Source organism: Hyphomicrobium sp. DMF-1, assembly GCF_027886585.1.
In the GTDB taxonomy this organism is placed as follows: Bacteria; Pseudomonadota; Alphaproteobacteria; order Rhizobiales; family Hyphomicrobiaceae; genus Hyphomicrobium_C; species Hyphomicrobium_C zavarzinii.
On sequence record NZ_CP115706.1, the window covers coordinates 4369782 to 4388626 of the forward strand.

The following is an 18845-nucleotide window of genomic DNA, read 5'->3' on the forward strand; positions in this document are numbered from 1 at the left end:
CTGATCGATGTTCAACATTCTCGTCACGGCCAGTCTGCGTCATCGCCTGATCGTCCTGTTCGTAGCCGCCCTGCTGGTCGGTTACGGCATGATGATGCTGCCCCGCGTTCCAATGGACGTCTTTCCTGATTTAACGAAGCCTATCGTAACGGTACAAACGGAAGCCGACGGCATGGCGCCGCAGGAAGTGGAACTTCTTGTCACGCGCCACATCGAAACAGCAATGAACGGTCTTCCCGGCGTCGGGCGGGTGCGCTCGGTATCCGGTGTCGGCCTCTCTATCGTCTATGTCGAGTTCGACTGGGGAACGGAGATCTACCGGAACCGTCAACTCGTGACCGAGAAGCTCGGCGGCATCCGCGATCGCCTGCCGCGCAACGCTGTCGCGTCTCTCGGTGGTATCAACTCGATCATGGGCGAGATCATGCTGGTGGCTTTGACCGGGCCGAAGCTGTCGCCCATGGAACTGCGCGAAATCGCCGATTTCACCATCAGACCGCAACTTCTGGCGATCCCCGGCGTGGCGCAGGTCATTCCAATCGGCGGCGAGGTGCGCCAGTTCCAGATCTCGCCCAGCCCCGTCGCCATGAAGACGCTCGGCGTAACGCCCGAAACGCTGGAGGCGGCCGTGCGCAATTTCGGGATGAACTTCGGCGGTGGCTTTGTCGATCAGCACGGAAGCGAGTTTCTTATTCGCAATGTTGGCGATGCTGTCGATCTCCAGCAGTTGCGCAATGTCGCCGTGGCGCAGCATGGCGGCCGCACGATCCTTCTGAATGAGATTGCAGATATCTCATTTGCCCCCCGCGTGAAGCGTGGCGAAGCCGGATACAACGGGGCGCCATCCATCATCATGAGCATCCAGAAGATGCCTACGGCAGACACTCTGCCCTTGACCGCTGCGGTCGAAGCGGAGCTGGCCGCCTTACAGCGGACGCTGCCCGACGGCGTGAACGCAACAAACATCCAGTTCCGCCAGGCCACCTTTATTGAGCGATCGATAGAGAACGTGAAGTCGGTGTTGATCGAGGCAGCCGCGGTTGTTGCCATCGTGCTGGTGCTATTTCTTCTGAATTGGAGGGCCACCGTAATTTCGCTCACGGCCATCCCGATCTCGATCCTGGTGACGGTTCTCGTCTTCAGCATCTTTGGGTTGACCATCAACACCATGACGCTGGGCGGCCTCGCCATTGCTATCGGCGAGTTGGTGGACGATGCGGTCGTCGACGTGGAGAACATTCTTCGGCGGCTCAAAAACAACTCCCAGCTTCCGCAGCCGCTCCCTGCCATACAGGTGATCGCCACCGCCAGCCGAGAGGTCCGCTCAGGGATCGTCTATGCGACGTTCATCATCGTTTTGGTCTTCGTGCCGCTGTTCGCGTTGAGTGGCGTCGAGGGCCGCCTGTTCACGCCGCTAGGCGTTGCCTACATCGTGTCGATCCTGGCATCCCTGCTGACGGCCATCACGGTCACTCCGGTGCTTTCCTATTACCTTCTACGCAACACGCGGGTATCGGTGCACAAGGACACTGCCATCGTGCGTGAGCTCAAGGCCGGCAATAGCTCGCTGCTTCGGTGGGCCTTCGACCACCCCCGTACCGTTGTTCTTCCAATTGTCGGCGCGGTCGCATTGGCCAGTGTCGGCGCGGCGCTGTTGCCGCGTGCGTTCTTGCCGCCCTTCAACGAAGGGACCCTTCTCGTTGGCATGCAATACAATCCCGGCATAAGCCTCGCGGAATCGCATCGCTTGGGTTTCGCGGCCGAGCGGCTTGTCATGACGGTCCCCGAGGTCAAGTCCGTCGGCCGGCGCACCGGGCGCGCGGAGCTCGATAGCCACGCCGAAGGCGTCCACGCGAGCGAACTCGACATAGACCTCGAGCGCTCAACCCGGCCGAAGGAAGCGGTGTTCGAGGATATACGCGAAAAACTATCCGTTCTGCCGGTGTCGGTGGCGCTCGGGCAGCCGATCTCGCACCGGATCGATCACATGCTCTCCGGCGTTCGGGCCGCGATTGCAATCAAGATATTCGGCCCGGATCTGGACGTGCTCCGCACGCTTGCCGACAATCTCAACACACGTTTGAAAGCCGTTCGGGGTCTCGTTGATCTCAACGTCGAGAAGCAAACGCTGATCCCGCAGATTCGCGTCCGAGCCACGGCGGAAAACGCTGCGATCTACGGCTTGTCTCCCGCGCAGGTCACATCGGCGATTGAAGGCCTCTCGAATGGCCGCGTCGTTTCACAGGTCAGTGATGGACTGCGCCGTTTCGACGTCGTTGTGCGCCTGTCTGACGAGAACAGGTCGACGCGCGCCTTGGGTGACGTCCTGATCCCTACGCCGACCGGCTATGTGCCGCTTCACTATGTGGCGAGTGTCGACGAGACAGTGGGTCCGAATCAGATTCTCAGGGAGAACGGGCATCGCCGCATCCTGCTGTTCGGTAACGGCGACGGCGTGCGCGACATGGCGGCCATAGTCGAGGATGTCCGTCGCATCACCTCCGAGATGGATCTCCCCTCCGGGTACGTGATCCGCGTCGATGGCACATTTCAGGCACAAGAACAGGCGACGCGCACCATCGCGCTGCTGTCTCTCGTTTCTCTCGCCCTGATCTTCCTGGTGCTTTACTCGCGCTACCAGTCTGCCGTGCTCAGCACCATTATTCTTATGAATATCCCGCTGGCCCTGATCGGAAGCGTAGTGGCGCTTTGGATTGCCGGACAACCGTTGTCGGTCGCCAGTATGATTGGCTTCATCACGCTGGCCGGCATCACGGCACGCAACGGCATCCTCAAGATCAGTCACTACATAAACCTCGCCGTGCTTGAAGGTGAGACTTTTGGACGGGAGCTGGTCATACGCGGTAGCCTCGAACGCCTGACACCCGTTTTGATGACGGCCCTCGCTGCCGGGCTCGCACTCATTCCATTGTTGATCGGGGCCGACCAGCCGGGGCGCGAAATCCTTCATCCCGTTGCGGTCACCATTTTCGGCGGGCTCGTCACAGCTACAATAATCGACACGGTGCTAACACCGTTGTTGTTTCTGAGGTTTGGCCGCAAACCGCTGGAGGCGCTTGTCGCTGAACGCGCTGCAGCGAACACAACGGCCGCCATCGGAAACGGTGTGGCCGAAGCCTATTGATCCCCCACATTGAACGGAGAACGCAACATGCCTCGTAGCACGCTGACCGCCAGTCTTCTCGCAGTGGCTCTGGCGGTATCAGGTCCCGCTTTGGCGCAAAAGGCAGGACAGCATGGCGGACAAACTGCCGTCGTCGCCGGTCATCACGATGCCGAACTCGTGATCGAGCCGACAAGGCTCGTCCTCTACCTCACCAATCACGGAAAGCCTTTGTCGGCCAAAGACAATACCATCAAGGCGACCGTTCAGGACGCCGGAACCAAGTCCGAGATCAAGTTGACGGTCGAGGGCGACCACCTTGTCGGTCCGCTCTCCACACCTTTGAACAAGGGCGCGATCGTGCTGCTCTCTGGAAAAACAGAAGATGGGCATGGCGTATCGGCCCGCTTTACCGTGAGGTAGCCAGCATAATCCCCGGCAGCAATCGCCAGACGAGTGCTGCCGGGCGGTTGGCGTTTGGCCCGTGGAGTTACCTGCCCCGGCACAGGGCCAGACTTGTCCGGCCCGAATAAAGTTAACGCGCCGGCCGTTACATGCGTTATGCTTGCCGAACCAAGGAACCTGTGCCACGATTCCTACCGTGAAAAAACGCTTTTACCGACGGTGTTTCGGAGTCCTCGGCATCTTTGCGATGCTCGGGGCGCTGGTCACATTGCCGCTGACCAGCACCTACACGCTGGCGATGGCCACCGCTCATCAAGCCGCACCCGGAGACATGGCGAAATCCGATGCAATGCCTTGTCATAAGCCGGCGCAGCAGAAATCCTGTCCGGATTGCCCGCAGAAGGTATGCCCGGAAATTGGGACCTGCTTAGTCAAGTGCTTCCAGCAGCTCGTGCCACCTCCTGCAAGTGGTGTGCATCTGGAAATGGCCGTCGCGGCGCGGTTATCGCCGATCGCTGACGACGTTGTAGCCAGCTCACTTGTGGCACCTCTTCTCCGACCTCCCAGCGTCTGATCCACGCCCGATAACGGGCGATCAATGGTTACGGCACGTGTGCCGTGGCCGTTGAACGCGTCGGCCAGTGACGGCCGTCGCGACGGTTCACGACAACAGGAGATACACAAATGATCCACAAACATCTGCGCGCAGCTGCCTTCGGCAGTGCGCTGCTCACCGCCCTTGCGACCACAGCAAGGGCGGACATCAAGGACTACGAGTTTCGGCTCGACGAGAACGACATGAAACAAGGCGAGGCGACCATTGCCGTCAAGCTCGTCCATAAGCCCTCGGGCCGAGCCATCCCCGACGCGGTGATTTTCGCCAAGCGCATCGACATGGGGCCAGACAAAATGGAGGCGAAGACCGCCCCGCTTGAGCCGGTCACGTCAAGCGAGCTCGGTGTCTATCTTTTCAGGACCAACCTGATGATGGCGGGCAGCTGGGCGCTTTCGCTCGGCGCCAAGGTGCAGGGCGAGGAAGGCACTGTTCAAAGCAAGCTCATCGTGAAAGCACTGCCATGACCTCCCTCGCCAGGAACAAGGCAACCGCTGCGGCCATGGTGGTCGCGGCGGGCGCCGGAGTGTGGGCGGGCCAAAATGGTCTGCTTCACTTGCCGCAGGTCCAACCTTCCGCAACGACTTCCGAGACGTCCCCCGCTACGCCTTCGGGGGGAGCCATCTACTATCGTGACCCCGACAAGCGGCCATTCTACTCAATGACGCCCCGCAAGACCGATGATGGTCGCGATTATGTGCCCGTACTCGCCAGCGAGGACGTGAACTTCGATGCTGAGCCAGCGGCCGAGGTCGCACCCGGTGAGCGAAAGATCAAGTTCTACCGCAATCCAATGGGCCTGCCCGACACTTCGCCAGTGCCCAAAAAGGATTCGATGGGGATGGACTACATCGCTGTCTATGAAGTCGAAGACTCGGACGACGGTTCAGTAAAGGTGTCGCTCGGAAAACTGCAGCGTACGGGCGTTGAGACTGCGCTGATTGGAAGGCAGGTTCTGACGCGCACCATCAAGGCGCCCGGTGTTGTGCAACTCGACGAACGCCGGATAGCGGTCGTGGCGCCGCGCTACGACGGATTTGTCGCGAGCGTGGGGCCGGCGACCACCGCCTCTCATGTGAAAAGAGGCGATGAGCTTGTCACGCTCTTCAGTCAAGAAGTTGTGGGCTGGGCAGCGAACCTCGGAGTTGAGATCGATGCTGACCGGCGTAAGTCGTCGAACAAAACTGAAGGAAACGGCCGCAGCATTGGCGCTGCCCGTAGGCTTGAGAATTTGGGCGCGCCATTGGAATTCATTGATGCTGTTCGGCGAACGGGGCAGGTACCGAATACGTTCATCGTCCGCGCACCCTTGGATGGAGTGGTCTTGGAACGCAATGCCGTAGACGGCCAAGCCTTCAAGGCCGGCGACGTGTTGTTCCGCATCGCGGACCATTCCGTGGTTTGGATGATGGCCGACGTTGCGGAGGGCGACATCGATGCTCTCAAAGTTGGTCAGCCGGTCCAGGTCACAACGCGCGCCTGGCCCGGACGCGTTTTCAAAGGCAATGTGGCTATCGTCTATCCGCATCTCATGAAAGAAACGCGCACAGCCCGCGTTCGCATCGAGCTCGCGAATTCCGATCTCGCTCTTTTACCTGACATGTACGGCGACGTAGCCATTTCCACGGGAGAGGGAGTTCCGGTGGTGGCAGTGCCCACAAGCGCTGTCATCGACAGCGGTGCGCGGCAAGTGGTGCTGGTGGATCGCGGCGAGGGCCGCTTCGAGCCGCGGGCCGTCAAAGTGGGACGCAGAGGCGACGGCTTTGCCGAGATCCTCGACGGGGTGGCGGAGGGCGATCGTGTCGTCGTCAATGGCAACTTCCTGATTGACGCCGAAAGCAATCTGCAGGCGGCGTTGAAGGCGTTCTCCGAGCCCGCGAAGCCGGAGGTCACGCCATGATCGCGCGCCTCATTACCTGGTCGGCCAGGAACGTGATGCTGGTGCTTATTGCCACGGCGTTTGCCGTGGCGGCCGGCGTCTGGGCGGTTCGCACGCTGCCGCTCGATGCGATCCCTGACCTCTCGGACACGCAGGTAATCGTCTACACCGAGTATCCGGGTCAGGCGCCGCAGGTGGTCGAGGATCAGGTCACGTATCCGCTGACGACGTCGATGCTGACCGTGCCGCGCTCCAAAGTGGTGCGAGGCTTCTCATTTTTTGGCGTGTCCTTCGTCTACGTCATCTTCGAGGATGGAACGGACATTTACTGGGCCCGCTCGCGGGTTCTGGAATATCTCAACGCAGCGGCCAAGCGGCTGCCGTCGGGCGTAACGCCGACCCTCGGCCCGGACGCCAGCGGGGTCGGATGGGTCTACCAATATGCGCTGGTAGGCAAAGACATGTCGCTTGCGGCGCTCCGCTCGCTACAGGACTGGGAGGTGCGGTTCGGTCTGTCCAAGGCGGAGGGCGTCGCTGAGGTCGCCAGCGTAGGCGGCTTCGTCAAGCAGTACAACGTTGTCGTCGATCCGGGCCGACTGCGCAGCCTCGGCATCCCACTCGGAAAAATCCGCGAGGTTATTCGCGGCAACAACATGGATGTCGGCGGCCGGACGCTGGAGCTGGCCGAGCACGAGTTCATGGTGCGCGGCCGGGGCTACCTCAAGGGTGTGGCCGACCTCGAGAGCATCGTCGTCAAGGCCGACGGCGGCACTCCGGTCTTGTTGAAAGACGTTGCTCGTGTCGAACTGGCCGGCGACGAGCGGCGCGGCATTACGGAATTGAACGGCGACGGCGAGGTAGTGAGCGGCATCGTCTTGCAACGCTCCGGCGCCAACGCGCTGACCGTCATCGACAGCGTCAAAGACCGCCTCAAGGAAATCGCGCCGGCGTTGCCGCAGGGCACCGAGATTGTGCCGGTCTACGACCGCTCCGATCTCATTCACCGCGCCATCGAGACACTCAAAACCACGCTCATCGAGGAAAGCATCGTCGTTGCTCTGGTGTGCATCGTGTTTCTGCTGCACGTGCGCAGCGCGCTGGTCGCCATCCTGATGTTGCCTGTGGGCATTCTGCTTGCGTTCCTGGCCATGCGCATGCTCGGCATCGGCTCCAACATCATGAGCCTTGGTGGCATCGCCATTGCCATCGGCGCCATGATCGATGCGGCGATCGTGATGATCGAGAACGCGCACAAGCACCTGGAACGGGCCGCACCCGAAAAACCGCGCAGCGAAATTCTGATCGAAGCGGCAGCCGAGGTCGGGCCCGCGCTGTTCTTCTCGCTGCTCATCATCACCGTATCGTTCCTACCTATTTTCACGCTGGAGGCCCAGGAAGGACGTTTGTTCGGCCCGCTGGCCTTCACCAAGACCTTTGCGATGGCGGCGGCGGCGCTTCTATCGGTCACGCTGGTGCCCGCCCTGATGATCCTGTTCGTTCGCGGGCGCATCATTCCGGAACACAAGAACCCGCTCAACCGGGCACTGATTGCGGTCTATCGTCCGGTCATTCGGGGCGTGCTTAAAGCCAAGACACTGACCATCACGCTTGCGCTTGCGGTGCTTGGCGTCTCCATCTGGCCAGCAATGCAGGTCGGCACCGAGTTCATGCCGAACCTCAACGAAGGCACATTGCTTTACATGCCGACAACGCTGCCGGGACTATCCGTCACGAAGTCGGCGGAGCTGCTGCAGACGCAGGACCGAATCATCAAGTCGTTTCCGGAGGTGGCTTCGGTCTACGGCAAGGCTGGGCGCGCGCAGACCGCGACCGACCCGGCGCCGATCGAGATGTTTGAGACCATCGTCAATCTCAAACCGCAGGAAGAATGGCGGCCGGGCGTCACGGTGGACTCACTCATCCAGGAGATGGACAAGGCGCTGCTGTTCCCTGGCGTCTCCAATGCCTGGACGATGCCGATCAAGGCGCGCATTGACATGCTGTCGACCGGCATTCGCACGCCCGTGGGCGTCAAGGTGATTGGTCAGGATCTTACGGCCATGGAAAAGGTTGCCCGCGAGGTCGAAACCGTTCTCAAATCGGTTCCGGGCACGTCGAGCGCTTACGCTGAGCGGGTCGTTGGTGGCTTCTATCTCGAAATCGTCCCCGACCGTCAGCGATTGGCGCGCTACGGCTTGATGGTGGCCGACGTGCAGGATGTGGTAGCGATGGCGCTTGGCGCCGACCCCATCACAACGACGGTCGAGGGGCGCGAGCGGTATACGGTCGCCATCCGCTATCCGCGCGACTTGCGGTCTGATCCGCAGGCCATTGCCAAGGATGTCCTGGTCTCGTTACCCGCTGGCGGAACCGTGCCGCTCGGCGAGGTGGCCGACATCCGGCGCACCCAAGGCGCAACCAGCATCCGCACCGAGAACGCCAAGCTCGCGACCTATATCTTCGTCGACTTCCGGGACCGCGACCTCGGCGGCTACATCGCCGACGCCAGGCAGGCGGTCGTGGACCAGGTCAAGCTGCCAGCCGGAACGTACCTCGTGTGGAGCGGCCAGTTCGAATACCTGGAACGAGCCGAAGCCCGGCTAAAGCTCGTGGTGCCGGTGACGCTGATGCTTATCTTCCTGCTCTTGTATCTCAACTTTGGCCGGTTGACCGAGACGCTGATCGTTATGCTGTCGTTGCCCTTCGCGCTCGTCGGAGGAATGTGGATGATCTGGTGGCTGGGCTTCAACCTGTCGGTGGCGGTCGCGGTCGGATTTATCGCGCTGGCTGGAGTCGCTGCCGAAACCGGCGTCATCATGCTGATCTATCTTGACCACGCGGTGGAGGAGAAAAAGGCCAAGCGCGCGGCTGAAGGCAAGCCGTACACGCGGTCCGACCTCTACGAAGCCATCATGGTCGGCGCCGTCGAGCGCGTGCGGCCCAAGATGATGACCGTCGTCGCCATCATGGCCGGACTTCTGCCCATCCTGTGGAGCACCGGCACCGGCTCGGAGGTCATGCAGCGCATCGCCGTGCCGATGATCGGCGGGATGGTGTCATCCACGCTGCTGACGCTGATCGTGATCCCAGCAGTCTATGCGATCGTGAAAGGATGGCCCCTTAGAGTAGAAGATTCTGTGAGAGATCACCGACCTCAAGCTGTCGCATAGAAACGCGCCGGGTAGTCTGACGGTGGACTAGGTTGAGTAGGAGGTTGGTCAAGTCGCTCGTGATCTGCTGCCGATCCACGGACATCGCAAGGCGCTCGACCGACTTTGGTTTGATGACGGCCAAGACGGCCGCCATAGGGCCTCTATCGCATCGCCGCCAATCGCGTGATCCGCGGCATCACCCAAAAACTCGCTGCTCCACGTAGGGACGTACAGAGCAGCTGCGAACTTGGCGAAACAGCGAGGAGAGCTTCTGGTTCGAGCCAGCAAAATCCCCCGCATCATGAGTGCTTCACGGTTGCTGCGGTCGGGATTGTTGCCAGCCTGCGCCTCTCCTGCTCCATGCATGCACCGGACGGGCTGTGGCCAGCTTATGGCCCAGACGCTGAGCTGGCTGCTCGACCAGATGCCATGAGGCGGCAGCTATGGGCACAAGGATGAGTAGGGTGAGAGCGGCTACCTCGACCGGCGTTGCCGCTGTCCAAACCTGCACGAGCGCCTGGGACACCGGCCAGCCGTAGAGATAAATCCCGTACGAAAAATCATGCTTCATTGTGAAACTGGCCAGGGCTGGGCGCCTGAGGTTCGCAAGCCAAAACACCACGCTGGCCTCAAAACACACCATCGCTGGCACCTTCATCGGCGTCGACCATAATGCGAGAAGCGCGCCCAGGCTTATGACCACGAGCGAAGCTCGTCCTGCGTAATGCCGGGCGAAGAATGCCGCAGAGCCCATTGCAAAACAAAGTCCGAATCGGCGAACCACGTCGGGGCCGGTCTTCGCCTCGATAAGGCCGGGGACAACGTAAGATGCCGCGAGCACAGAAATCGCGAGCCAAAGCCAGGCCTGGGCCCTGAGAGAGGTTCGCAGCACACCCGCCGCGAATGCAAGCCCCAGACCAGCGTAGCAAAGCACCTCGTACTTGAGCGTCCAGACCGAGTTGTTGATCTGGCCAGCCAGCGGGTTTGTGGTGAAGACGCCAGGCAGCTCCGCCCGTCCCGTGATCAGCAGGGTCGTCTCGGCAACGTACCTCACGAGGCCTGTATCGGCGAAATAGCTCGACAATGGGCATACCGTAATCAACGGTCCCAGCACCGCCACCGTGAATATCGCGCATACGATGAGCCCCGGGAAAATCCGCATCACCCGCGCGACAGCGAACCGCGTCAGGTCCGACGTCCGCATGAGACTCGCCGTCACCAGGAAGCCGCTCAGGATGAAGAAGACATGCACCGCGTGCTGGCCAAGCGTATAGCCGGTGATCTGATGCACATAATCCCAGGATACGTTTCCGACTGTGATCTCGACCGCGTGGCTCACTGCCACGGCCAAGGCCGCGGCCAGCCGTACCGCGCCGAAGCTGTTGTCTTCCGGGATGAGGCTTCCGGTTTGCCGGTATCCGTTCATTGGTTCGGCCTTGTTGTTTGGCCGAAGGTCGCACGGGAGGCTTCCGAAAGGGTTGAGGGGGGCCTAAGCCGCCTGTCAAACACGTTCCAATGGTGAAAAAACTGCTAACCCAAGGGGGGTGGAGCCGCCGCGCGTTGCGGCGGTCTGCGGCGGCATCTATTTATTGAGGCCTTTTAGCCTTGCCGTCATTTCAGCAATCTCCTGCCGTTGGCCATCAATGATGGTGCCGCAGAGCTGCTTGATGCTCGGATTTTCGAGCGTTGCCCGTTCGCACATGAGAATTGCGCCGGCGTGGTGAGGTATCATTGAGCGCAGGAACTGGTCGTCACCAATCAGGGCCTGCGAGCGGATCGAGAAGAAGAACACGGCCGTCAGCGCGACGGCGGCGGCAGCGATGGCATAATTTGCCTTTGTGTTAGAGTACATATCCTTCATCAAAAGCAGCTCGATCAGCACCATGGGCGCCGCCATGAGCCCGGCCATATAGGCCTGGTTGGTGTTCGGGTATACGTTATCGAAACGGTCCACCATCGCGTACATGAGGATGTACATCGCGATGAACGACAGGACGGTCATGCCGGCAAGTCTTGCATAAGGCATGTTGTGGCGCATGGTTCACACCTCGCTTCCCTTGTTTTCAGGGCGACACGGAAATTTTGAGCGCGCCCTGACGTTCGATCCCGTGCTGACAGCCCGCATCTCAAACCGACGATGACCGTGGCAATGGCAACCTCGAGCGAGGAATCGTTCTCGCAAAAAACACAGTCATCTATTCGAACGAGACAGCACCTCCACGAGTTCCGCAACTTTGGCCCGTTGTTCGGTAGTGTTGCCACTGCTGATGGCGTTTTCGACGCAATGGCCGATGTGGTCCTGGAGGACGGCTTCTTCGACCTTCCGCAAAGCGGCCCTCACGGCCGCGACCTGCGTGACGATATCAATGCAATAGCGACGCTCTTCGACCATGCGGGACAGGCCCCGCACCTGGCCTTCAATCTTCGACAGACGCTTAAGGCAGGACGCCCGTGTGTTCTGATGCATGCCATGCATATACCCCCGGGTGGTATGACAGTCAACTTGCAGCCATCTTGCGCGATACCCCCATGGGGTATATATGGAGAACGTCACTATACATGAAGGAGTTCATGCATGGATCATCTAACCCATCCAAATCACGGCCATAGCTGCTGCTCTTCGGCGAAGTCCGCAAACACCGTAGACCCAGTCTGCGGCATGGACGTTGACCCGCACACCGCCAAGCACCGCAGCTCACTTCATGGCCACCCCTATTTATTCTGCTCGGCGGGATGCCGGACCAAGTTCGACAACGACCCTTCTCGCTACTTGTCGGAAAAACCCGCGGCGCGTGAGAACGAAGGCGCGATCTATACCTGTCCCATGCATCCGCAGATCCGGCAAATGGGTCCGGGCACATGCCCCATTTGCGGCATGGCTTTGGAACCTGAAGTAGTAACAGCTGACTCCGCTCCAAACCCCGAACTCGTCGACATGACCAGGAGGTTCTGGGTCGGACTCGCGCTGACGGTCCCCATCTTCGCCCTCGAAATGGGTGGTCACATCACCGGACTCACGGGCACTTTGGGGCAACAGGCTTCCAACTGGGTCCAGTTTATCCTCGCGCTCCCCGTCGTGCTGTGGGGCGGATGGCCGTTTTTTGAGCGCGGTTGGGCTTCCGTCCGTACGCGCAATCTCAATATGTTCACACTCATCGCCATGGGTACTGGCGTCGCGCTGGCATACAGTGCCGTGGCGACGGCTTTTCCAAGCCTGTTCCCTGATAACATGCGCACAGCAGATGGAGCCGTCCCTGTCTACTTCGAAGCTGCCGCCGTCATCACGGTCCTTGTCCTCCTCGGCCAGGTGCTCGAACTCGGGGCGCGAGATCAAACTAGCGGCGCAATAAGGAGCCTGCTCGACTTGGCTCCTAAATCAGCGAGGCGCGTGAAAGCCGATGGTTCGGATGAAGACGTGCCTCTTGACCAGGTTGCGGCTGGGGACCAGCTGCGCGTGCGGCCGGGCGAACGTGTCCCGGTCGACGGGGTGATCGTCGAAGGCCGGAGCGCCATTGACGAGTCCATGGTCACAGGCGAGTCCATGCCGGTAACCAAAAGCCTCTCCGATCAAGTGGTGGGTGGCACCATGAACCAATCCGGCAGTTTCCTCATGACCGCCGAAAAAGTCGGGCGGGACACGGTGCTCGCCCAGATCGTGCAAATGGTCGCTCAGGCTCAACGGAGCCGGGCGCCCATTCAGCGGTTGGCGGACCAGGTCTCGGGGTGGTTCGTGCCGGCCGTTATCCTGACAGCCCTGGTGGCATTCGCCGCTTGGAGCATTTGGGGACCTGAGCCACGCTTTACATTCGGCCTTATAGCGGCCGTGTCTGTCCTGATTATCGCCTGTCCTTGTGCGTTGGGCTTAGCCACGCCGATGTCCATCATGGTGGCGGTCGGCCGGGGCGCGCAGGCCGGCGTGCTAATTAGAAACGCCGAAGCGTTGGAGCGCATGGAACGCGTTGATACGCTTTTGGTCGACAAGACGGGCACGCTGACCGAGGGCAAGCCGAAAGTTGTGGGGGTGCACACCGCGCCGGGATTCGAAGAACCAACTGTGGTGAAGTTGGCCGCAAGTTTGGAAAGATCAAGCGAGCATCCTCTTGCCAATGCCATTGTCGAGGCTGCAAAGGCGCGTGGCCTAACCCTGTCTGCCGCCGCTGACTTCGATTCTCCTGTCGGGAAAGGCGTCACAGGCACGATTGCCGGATCCCGCGTCGTGATTGGCAATGCCCGCATGATGGAAGAGGCCAGTGTCGACATTGCAGAAATGTTTAGCGCGGCAGACCGTTTCCGTGGCGATGGCGCGACCGCCATTTTCGTTGGCATAGATGGGAAAGCTGCGGGCGTCCTTGCAATCGCCGATCCCATCAAAGAGACAACGCCCGCTGCCGTAGACGCCCTTCGGGCGGCAGGCTTACGCGTTGTCATGGTGACCGGAGACAATGCGGCAACCGCAGCCGCTGTGGCGAAGCGCCTTGGCATCAACGATGTCGAAGCTGACGTGTTGCCGCAGCACAAAAGTGAGATCGTCGAGAAGTTCAGGAGGCAGGGCCGTGTCGTGGCCATGGCAGGCGATGGCGTGAACGATGCCCCTGCCCTTGCTGCGGCGGACGTTGGCATAGCGATGGGAACTGGCACGGATGTCGCCATGGAAAGCGCTGGTATTACCCTTTTGAAAGGCGACCTCAACGGCATCGTGCGCGCGCGGCACCTGTCCGCTGCCGCAATGTCGAATATCCGGCAGAACCTTTTCTTCGCGTTCATTTATAACGCGGCCGGTGTTCCGGTGGCGGCCGGAGCGCTTTACCCCTTGTTCGGAGTGCTCCTTTCGCCGGTGATAGCGGCTGCCGCAATGGCCTTGTCGTCCGTAAGTGTCATTGCCAACGCGCTTCGGTTACGCGGCGCCAGTCTGTAGGCATTTTTTCTGAGACTGCCTCATCTGGCGGCCATCTGCCCATCGATACCGAACTCGGGAGCGAACACGCACACGTGGCGCAATTCTGCCCGCAAACGTCACGCGGAGATTGTTCTCTAATTTACGATCGACAGCGACTTAGCGGCCCAGCAAAACTACAGAACCGAAACTTGCGATACGGGCGCCGCGGGGCTGGGCAACATCCATAGGATGCGCCTGGAACCTGACACCCCGTCACGCACGACCGCCAGGCCGCAGACAACAAGGACCCCACCCACCACCGCTATCAGCGTTTCGAACCTTCTTGCTGCACGAAACTGATAATACAGAAAACCAGCGCCCGTCGAGATCAACGCCAATCCAAATGCGACGCAATCGCGCCGAGAGCGACGAGCCCCGTGGCGATCAGGAAAGGAACGCTGCTCTCGGAGATGACTGACATATTTGCGCCGTTGTGCGGCAACAAGAGACCTCCAGCCGATGCGATGACGATCAAACCGACGAGAAGGGCTCCCGCGAGCACCAGAAGTGGGATTTTGTCGGTCGAGCGTGGTGTGGCTGATCTCAAGCCGAGAGTCATCAGCAACGCCAACGCCGGCATGATCGGAAGCAGATAGTGGAGCTGTTTGCCGCTAATGAGGCTCAAGCCGAACAGCGGCGGCCCGATCCAACAGAGCAGGAAATCGCGAGCTTCGTTGCGTTCATGGCGGATTGTGCGCAAACCAGTCCATAGGGGGCGCCAGATAAGCAGAGGGATCAGGAAGAGAACTAGGATAGGTCCGTAGAACCAGAATGGACGAGCATGCGCGAACGACGACGCAATGCGTCCTGCGGATTGTTTCCAAAACAGCATTTCGGCGAAGTCCGGCCCGCCGAGATATGCAGCGCGGAGCGCCCAGGCTAGCGCAATCGCAATTCCGAGAGCGAGCGAGGCTCCAAGACGGAGATACCAGCCCCGTCTTTCGGCGGTCTCGATCCAAAACCAAGCCAGCAGCGCAGCAGGCAGTGTGAACAGCAAAACGACCGGGCCTTTTGCCAGCAATCCTATCCCCGTGCAGAATCCGTAGGCGATGAACGACTTTGGTCCTCCCCCTCGACCGGCTTGCCAGAGGGCCAGCATGGCGCCGACCACAGTGGCCGATAGCAGCATGTCGAACATGATCGAAAAGCCGAGGGCGACAAACAGCGGCAAGCCGAGAAGCATAAGTGCGCTTGCCGCCGGTCCCCTCTCGCTGTCCGGCGCAAGCCTGCGATCAAGCCGATGCGTGAGCAGAAGGGTCATTCCCATAGCTGCGACACCGACGAGGCGGGCGGGCCAGACGGCGACACCAAATAGCGACCAGCTGGCATTGATCAGCCAAAACAATAAGGGTGGTTTGTGAGAGTAGGGCTCGAAGTTGAGCGTAGGCAGGCTCCAGCTACCCATGGCCCGCATCTCCCACGCCACGGTGAGGTAGCGCGTCTCGTCGACGGGAACGGCGGGCCATGTCGCGACGACGATCGTCAAGACCACCGCAAGTACGGCGAGCCCAACGAGGCCTGCACGGTCAATTGTCTCGTCACTGATGCTCAAGTGATCAACCTGCACCCTGCACGTGAGGACTGGCTCGCCCGCCGCTGCTGACGAAGTAGAGATTGCGCCCATAAATCACGAGGCCGGAGGCCTGCCCGATGATGAAGATCGGGTCGGCGCGCCAAAGCGCGTAGCTCAGTAGAACGAGACCTCCTGCCAGGCTGAAGTACCAGAATGCCGTCGGGAGAACCGACTGCCGCTGGCGCTCGGAAGCGAGCCATTGAACAAAAAAGCGCATACAGAAAAGCGCCTGTCCGACGAAGCCGACGCAAAGCCAAAAGGATTCCGAAGACGGGAGACCCATCGCGGTGATCATTGGACTGTCTCCTGTTCGACGTTGCCAATCTGGCGCTTCAAGAGCCAGCGCACTCCGACGAGGTCGTAAATTCCGGCCCACAAGCGGTTCCACAGGCCATACTTGGAGAGTCCTGCCTTGCGCGGCCGGTGCCCAACATCGACCAGCACCACAACGACGCCAGACGCCTTCATCAGGGCGGGAATGAACCGGTGAATGTGATCGAAGAACGGCAGTTCGAGGAAGTCCTGACGCCGGAAAAGCTTCAGACTGCAGCCGGTGTCGCGCACATTGTCGCCCAACACGCTCGCACGGACGCCATTGGCTATACGCGAGGACAGGCGTTTGACCAGCGTGTCCTGCCGCCGCATTCGCTGCCCGGCTACAATCATGCGCGACGTGCGATGCTGGCCGCCGACATAGGCGGACATAAGTGTAGCGATGTCGGCAGGATCGTTCTGGCCGTCGGCGTCGAGCGTGACAATAAGTTCTTGGGACGCGGCGCGGATGCCGGTGAGCAAGGCACGACTTTGGCCCTGGCGCCGGCGGTGACGAAGAATGCGCAACGACGGATCGCTTGCCCAAGCTGCTTTTGCGCGCTCGGCGGTCGCATCCGTGCTGCCGTCGTCGACAAGGACAACCTCGCGCACGGGAAGGCCATCTACTCTTTCACGGATTTCGCGAAGCAAGGGGCCAATGCTGTCTTCCTCATTGAACGCGGGAAGAACGATCGTCGCATACATTGAGTGCTTCCCCCGGCGCTAACCCGTAAGGCACCATCCGGCAGCAAGCTGAAGGCAACCTGAAAGAACGGAATCCCGTCGCCTTATTGGCAGGCAACTAGAGCGCGCCGGGAAATTCGAGAACGATCTCAAAGCCATCGAGACGGCCTCCGGCCGGCGATAGCAGCGTCACCGAGCCTCCCGCCTGGTGCATGATCGTCTCGACAATTGCGAGACCAAGTCCGCTTCCCGTTCCGTGCTGGGCGCCACCACGCTGGAAACGGCCCTTGAGATCGCGCAGGACGTCAGCCGGCACGAAGGCACAGGCGTTGACGACATTGACTTTATGGTTTGGACTGACCCGAACATCGATCGGCTCGGCTGCACTTCCGTGATTGACGGCATTCTCGATGGCATTGCGCATGACGATCGCCACCGCGTCTACGTCCATGGCCACCCAGCAATCCCCGTCATCGCCCGTGAGCCTGACGCGGTCGCCGACATCAGACCGTCTGCGATAGTCGTCGACAACGAGCTGCACAACCGCAACGAGATTGCCGCGTTCACGCGAGCGACCAAGGCCTGCGTCGGCGCGCGACATCTGCAGCATCTTTTCGATGCGGCGTCCAAACTGCCCGAGCTGCGAGGCGATATTCTCGGCTCTCGCGTGGTCGGCCGTGCCCGCGAGCTTGCTGGCGAGCAAGCTGGACTTGGGCGCGCGCCGACGCAATCGGATTGCGCAGTTCGTGGGCGGCGTTGGCGGCAAAAGCGCGTTCTTGATCCAGGGCTGCTTTGAGGCGCGTCAAGAGTGTGTTGACGGCGCTGATCACTGGCGCGAGCTCGCCGGGTAGACCTGTGTCATCGATGGGCTCCAAATGATCGCCGCCTCGAACTTCCAGCTCGCGTGAAACGCGACGGATGGGTGCCGTCGCACTACCGACCGTTCGCCAGACGGCGAAGCCGGCAAGTGGTAGGAAAGCGAGCAGCGGAGACGCTAGGCCGAGCCAAAGACTGAGTGTAGCTTCGGACCGCTCGTGGAGTTCTTGAGCCACCACGATCCACACACGCTCGCTCGGGAGAAAACGCATGTAGTAGCGGAACTCGCCGTAGTTTCGAAAGCCATTGGTGGGAGGGTCGGGGAGCAGACCTGCGTCAGCGCCCTTCGACTGAACAAGGATGGCTCCATTCGAGTCCTGCAAGAAATAGTGCACGTGACCGCGGCGTGACTGGAAAGACGTAGCCACCGCTGCGGGTAATGCAGCAACAGTTTGGCCGGACGACTTGAGCCGGTATTCCTGCAGTGCGATGGGAATGATCTGGCCGGTCGTTTCGCGTAGGGCACTGTCGAATATCTCATCGAGCTCGTGGTAGATGGCAAAGCCGGTTATCGTCACGCCGCCAATCCATAAGACCGCAAAGAGGGTCATCAATCGCCTGACAAGGCGCTGCGTTATGGTCCACGTGGACATCTGGTCTAGCGGTCCATCCTGTAGCCGAGCCCCCGCATCGTGCTGATCGAGTCGCTTCCAAGTTTTTTTCGCAAGCGGCTCACGTAGACTTCGACCGCATTGCTCTCTATTTCAGAGCCAAAATCGTAGAGCACTTCCTCGAGCTTTGCCTTCGAGACTATTGTGCCCAGCCGGTGCGTAAAGCATTCGAGGATGGCCCATTCGCGGGCTGTCAATGGGATCTCCTGGTCGCCGCGCCAGACCTTGCGTGCAATTTGATCGACCGTGATGGAGCCGATCGACTGCCGCGGGTTTGGCAGGGCAACGGCGCGCCGCTGCACGGAATGGATGCGCGCCGTCAACTCGTCGAGATCGAACGGTTTCAGGACATAGTCGTCCGCCCCGGCGTTCAGTCCATCGACTCGATCGCGAATTTGGTCGCGAGCCGTGATGACGATGACTGGCAACTTTTGGCCTGAGCCACGCACCGACCTCAACAAGTCGATCCCATAGCCATCCGGGAGGTTGAGGTCCAGCAGCAGCAGGTCGTAGTTCACGGCGCGCATGGCGCTGCACCCTGCATCCAAGGACTGGAGCCAATCGACGGCATGAATTTTCTTCAAATGCGTAGCCACCGCCTCCCCCAGCAGTGGCTCGTCCTCAATCAGTAAAATCCTCATGATCTAACCTCTCGGCCGGCTCCTTCGTCCTATCAAGCG

At 60.5% G+C, this 18845-nt stretch carries 16 protein-coding genes; 7 read left to right on the plus strand and 9 right to left on the minus strand.

Going from position 1 to position 18845, the window contains the following annotated elements; genetic code table 11:
- The first annotated feature begins 7 nt into the window (after positions 1-7).
- From PE058_RS20155 to PE058_RS20180, 6 genes are all read left to right on the plus strand, one after another.
- On the plus strand, positions 8-3145 hold the full coding sequence (locus PE058_RS20155; RefSeq protein WP_271029292.1) for an efflux RND transporter permease subunit: 3138 nt from the start codon (positions 8-10) through the stop codon (positions 3143-3145).
- Between the two features lie 27 nt (positions 3146-3172).
- A complete protein-coding gene (locus PE058_RS20160; protein ID WP_271029293.1) occupies positions 3173-3547 on the plus strand; it encodes a hypothetical protein in 375 nt (124 codons plus the stop codon).
- A gap of 178 nt (positions 3548-3725) precedes the next feature.
- Positions 3726-4103: a hypothetical protein gene (locus PE058_RS20165; RefSeq protein WP_271029294.1), complete on the plus strand. Its 378-nt coding sequence runs from the start codon at positions 3726-3728 to the stop codon at positions 4101-4103.
- 110 nt (positions 4104-4213) lie between these two features.
- On the plus strand, positions 4214-4609 hold the full coding sequence (locus PE058_RS20170) for a FixH family protein (RefSeq protein ID WP_271029295.1): 396 nt from the start codon (positions 4214-4216) through the stop codon (positions 4607-4609).
- Complete coding sequence (locus tag PE058_RS20175; RefSeq protein ID WP_271029296.1) at positions 4606-6042, plus strand: efflux RND transporter periplasmic adaptor subunit; 1437 nt, start codon at positions 4606-4608, stop codon at positions 6040-6042. Before PE058_RS20170 ends, PE058_RS20175 begins: the two co-directional genes overlap by 4 nt.
- The gene (locus PE058_RS20180) at positions 6039-9191 is read left to right on the plus strand and encodes an efflux RND transporter permease subunit (RefSeq protein ID WP_271029297.1); all 3153 of its coding nucleotides are present in this window, start codon (positions 6039-6041) and stop codon (positions 9189-9191) included. The genes PE058_RS20175 and PE058_RS20180 overlap by 4 nt, the downstream gene beginning before the upstream one ends.
- A 292-nt stretch (positions 9192-9483) precedes the next feature.
- On the opposite strand, the gene PE058_RS20185 is transcribed toward PE058_RS20180, so the two are convergent.
- The 3 genes from PE058_RS20185 to PE058_RS20195 form a co-directional block, all read right to left on the minus strand.
- On the minus strand, positions 9484-10599 hold the full coding sequence (locus PE058_RS20185) for an acyltransferase family protein (protein ID WP_271029298.1): 1116 nt from the start codon (positions 10597-10599) through the stop codon (positions 9484-9486).
- Between the two features lie 156 nt (positions 10600-10755).
- Entirely contained in the window at positions 10756-11211 is a 456-nt protein-coding gene (locus PE058_RS20190) for a DUF305 domain-containing protein (RefSeq protein ID WP_271029299.1), read from the minus strand.
- Positions 11212-11364: 153 nt separating this feature from the next.
- A complete protein-coding gene (locus PE058_RS20195; RefSeq protein WP_271029300.1) occupies positions 11365-11640 on the minus strand; it encodes a metal-sensitive transcriptional regulator in 276 nt (91 codons plus the stop codon).
- A gap of 108 nt (positions 11641-11748) precedes the next feature.
- On the opposite strand from PE058_RS20195, the gene PE058_RS20200 reads away from it, so the two are divergent.
- A complete protein-coding gene (locus PE058_RS20200; RefSeq protein ID WP_271029301.1) occupies positions 11749-14088 on the plus strand; it encodes a heavy metal translocating P-type ATPase in 2340 nt (779 codons plus the stop codon).
- Between the two features lie 349 nt (positions 14089-14437).
- On the opposite strand, the gene PE058_RS20205 is transcribed toward PE058_RS20200, so the two are convergent.
- From PE058_RS20205 to PE058_RS20230, 6 genes are all read right to left on the minus strand, one after another.
- Positions 14438-15661 (minus strand): ArnT family glycosyltransferase, encoded by a 1224-nt coding sequence (locus PE058_RS20205; protein ID WP_271029302.1) that lies wholly within the window; start codon positions 15659-15661, stop codon positions 14438-14440.
- Between the two features lie 4 nt (positions 15662-15665).
- Positions 15666-15977 (minus strand): lipid-A-disaccharide synthase N-terminal domain-containing protein, encoded by a 312-nt coding sequence (locus PE058_RS20210; RefSeq protein ID WP_271029303.1) that lies wholly within the window; start codon positions 15975-15977, stop codon positions 15666-15668.
- Positions 15974-16699, minus strand: coding sequence for a glycosyltransferase family 2 protein (locus tag PE058_RS20215; protein WP_271029304.1), 726 nt, complete (start codon positions 16697-16699; stop codon positions 15974-15976). The genes PE058_RS20210 and PE058_RS20215 overlap by 4 nt, the downstream gene beginning before the upstream one ends.
- 97 nt (positions 16700-16796) lie before the next feature.
- Positions 16797-17279, minus strand: coding sequence for a sensor histidine kinase (locus PE058_RS20220; RefSeq protein ID WP_271029305.1), 483 nt, complete (start codon positions 17277-17279; stop codon positions 16797-16799).
- On the minus strand, positions 17242-18147 hold the full coding sequence (locus tag PE058_RS20225; RefSeq protein WP_271029306.1) for a histidine kinase dimerization/phospho-acceptor domain-containing protein: 906 nt from the start codon (positions 18145-18147) through the stop codon (positions 17242-17244). The genes PE058_RS20220 and PE058_RS20225 overlap by 38 nt, the downstream gene beginning before the upstream one ends.
- Positions 18148-18152: 5 nt before the next feature.
- Positions 18153-18806, minus strand: coding sequence for a response regulator transcription factor (locus tag PE058_RS20230; RefSeq protein ID WP_271029307.1), 654 nt, complete (start codon positions 18804-18806; stop codon positions 18153-18155).
- Positions 18807-18845 lie beyond the last annotated feature (39 nt).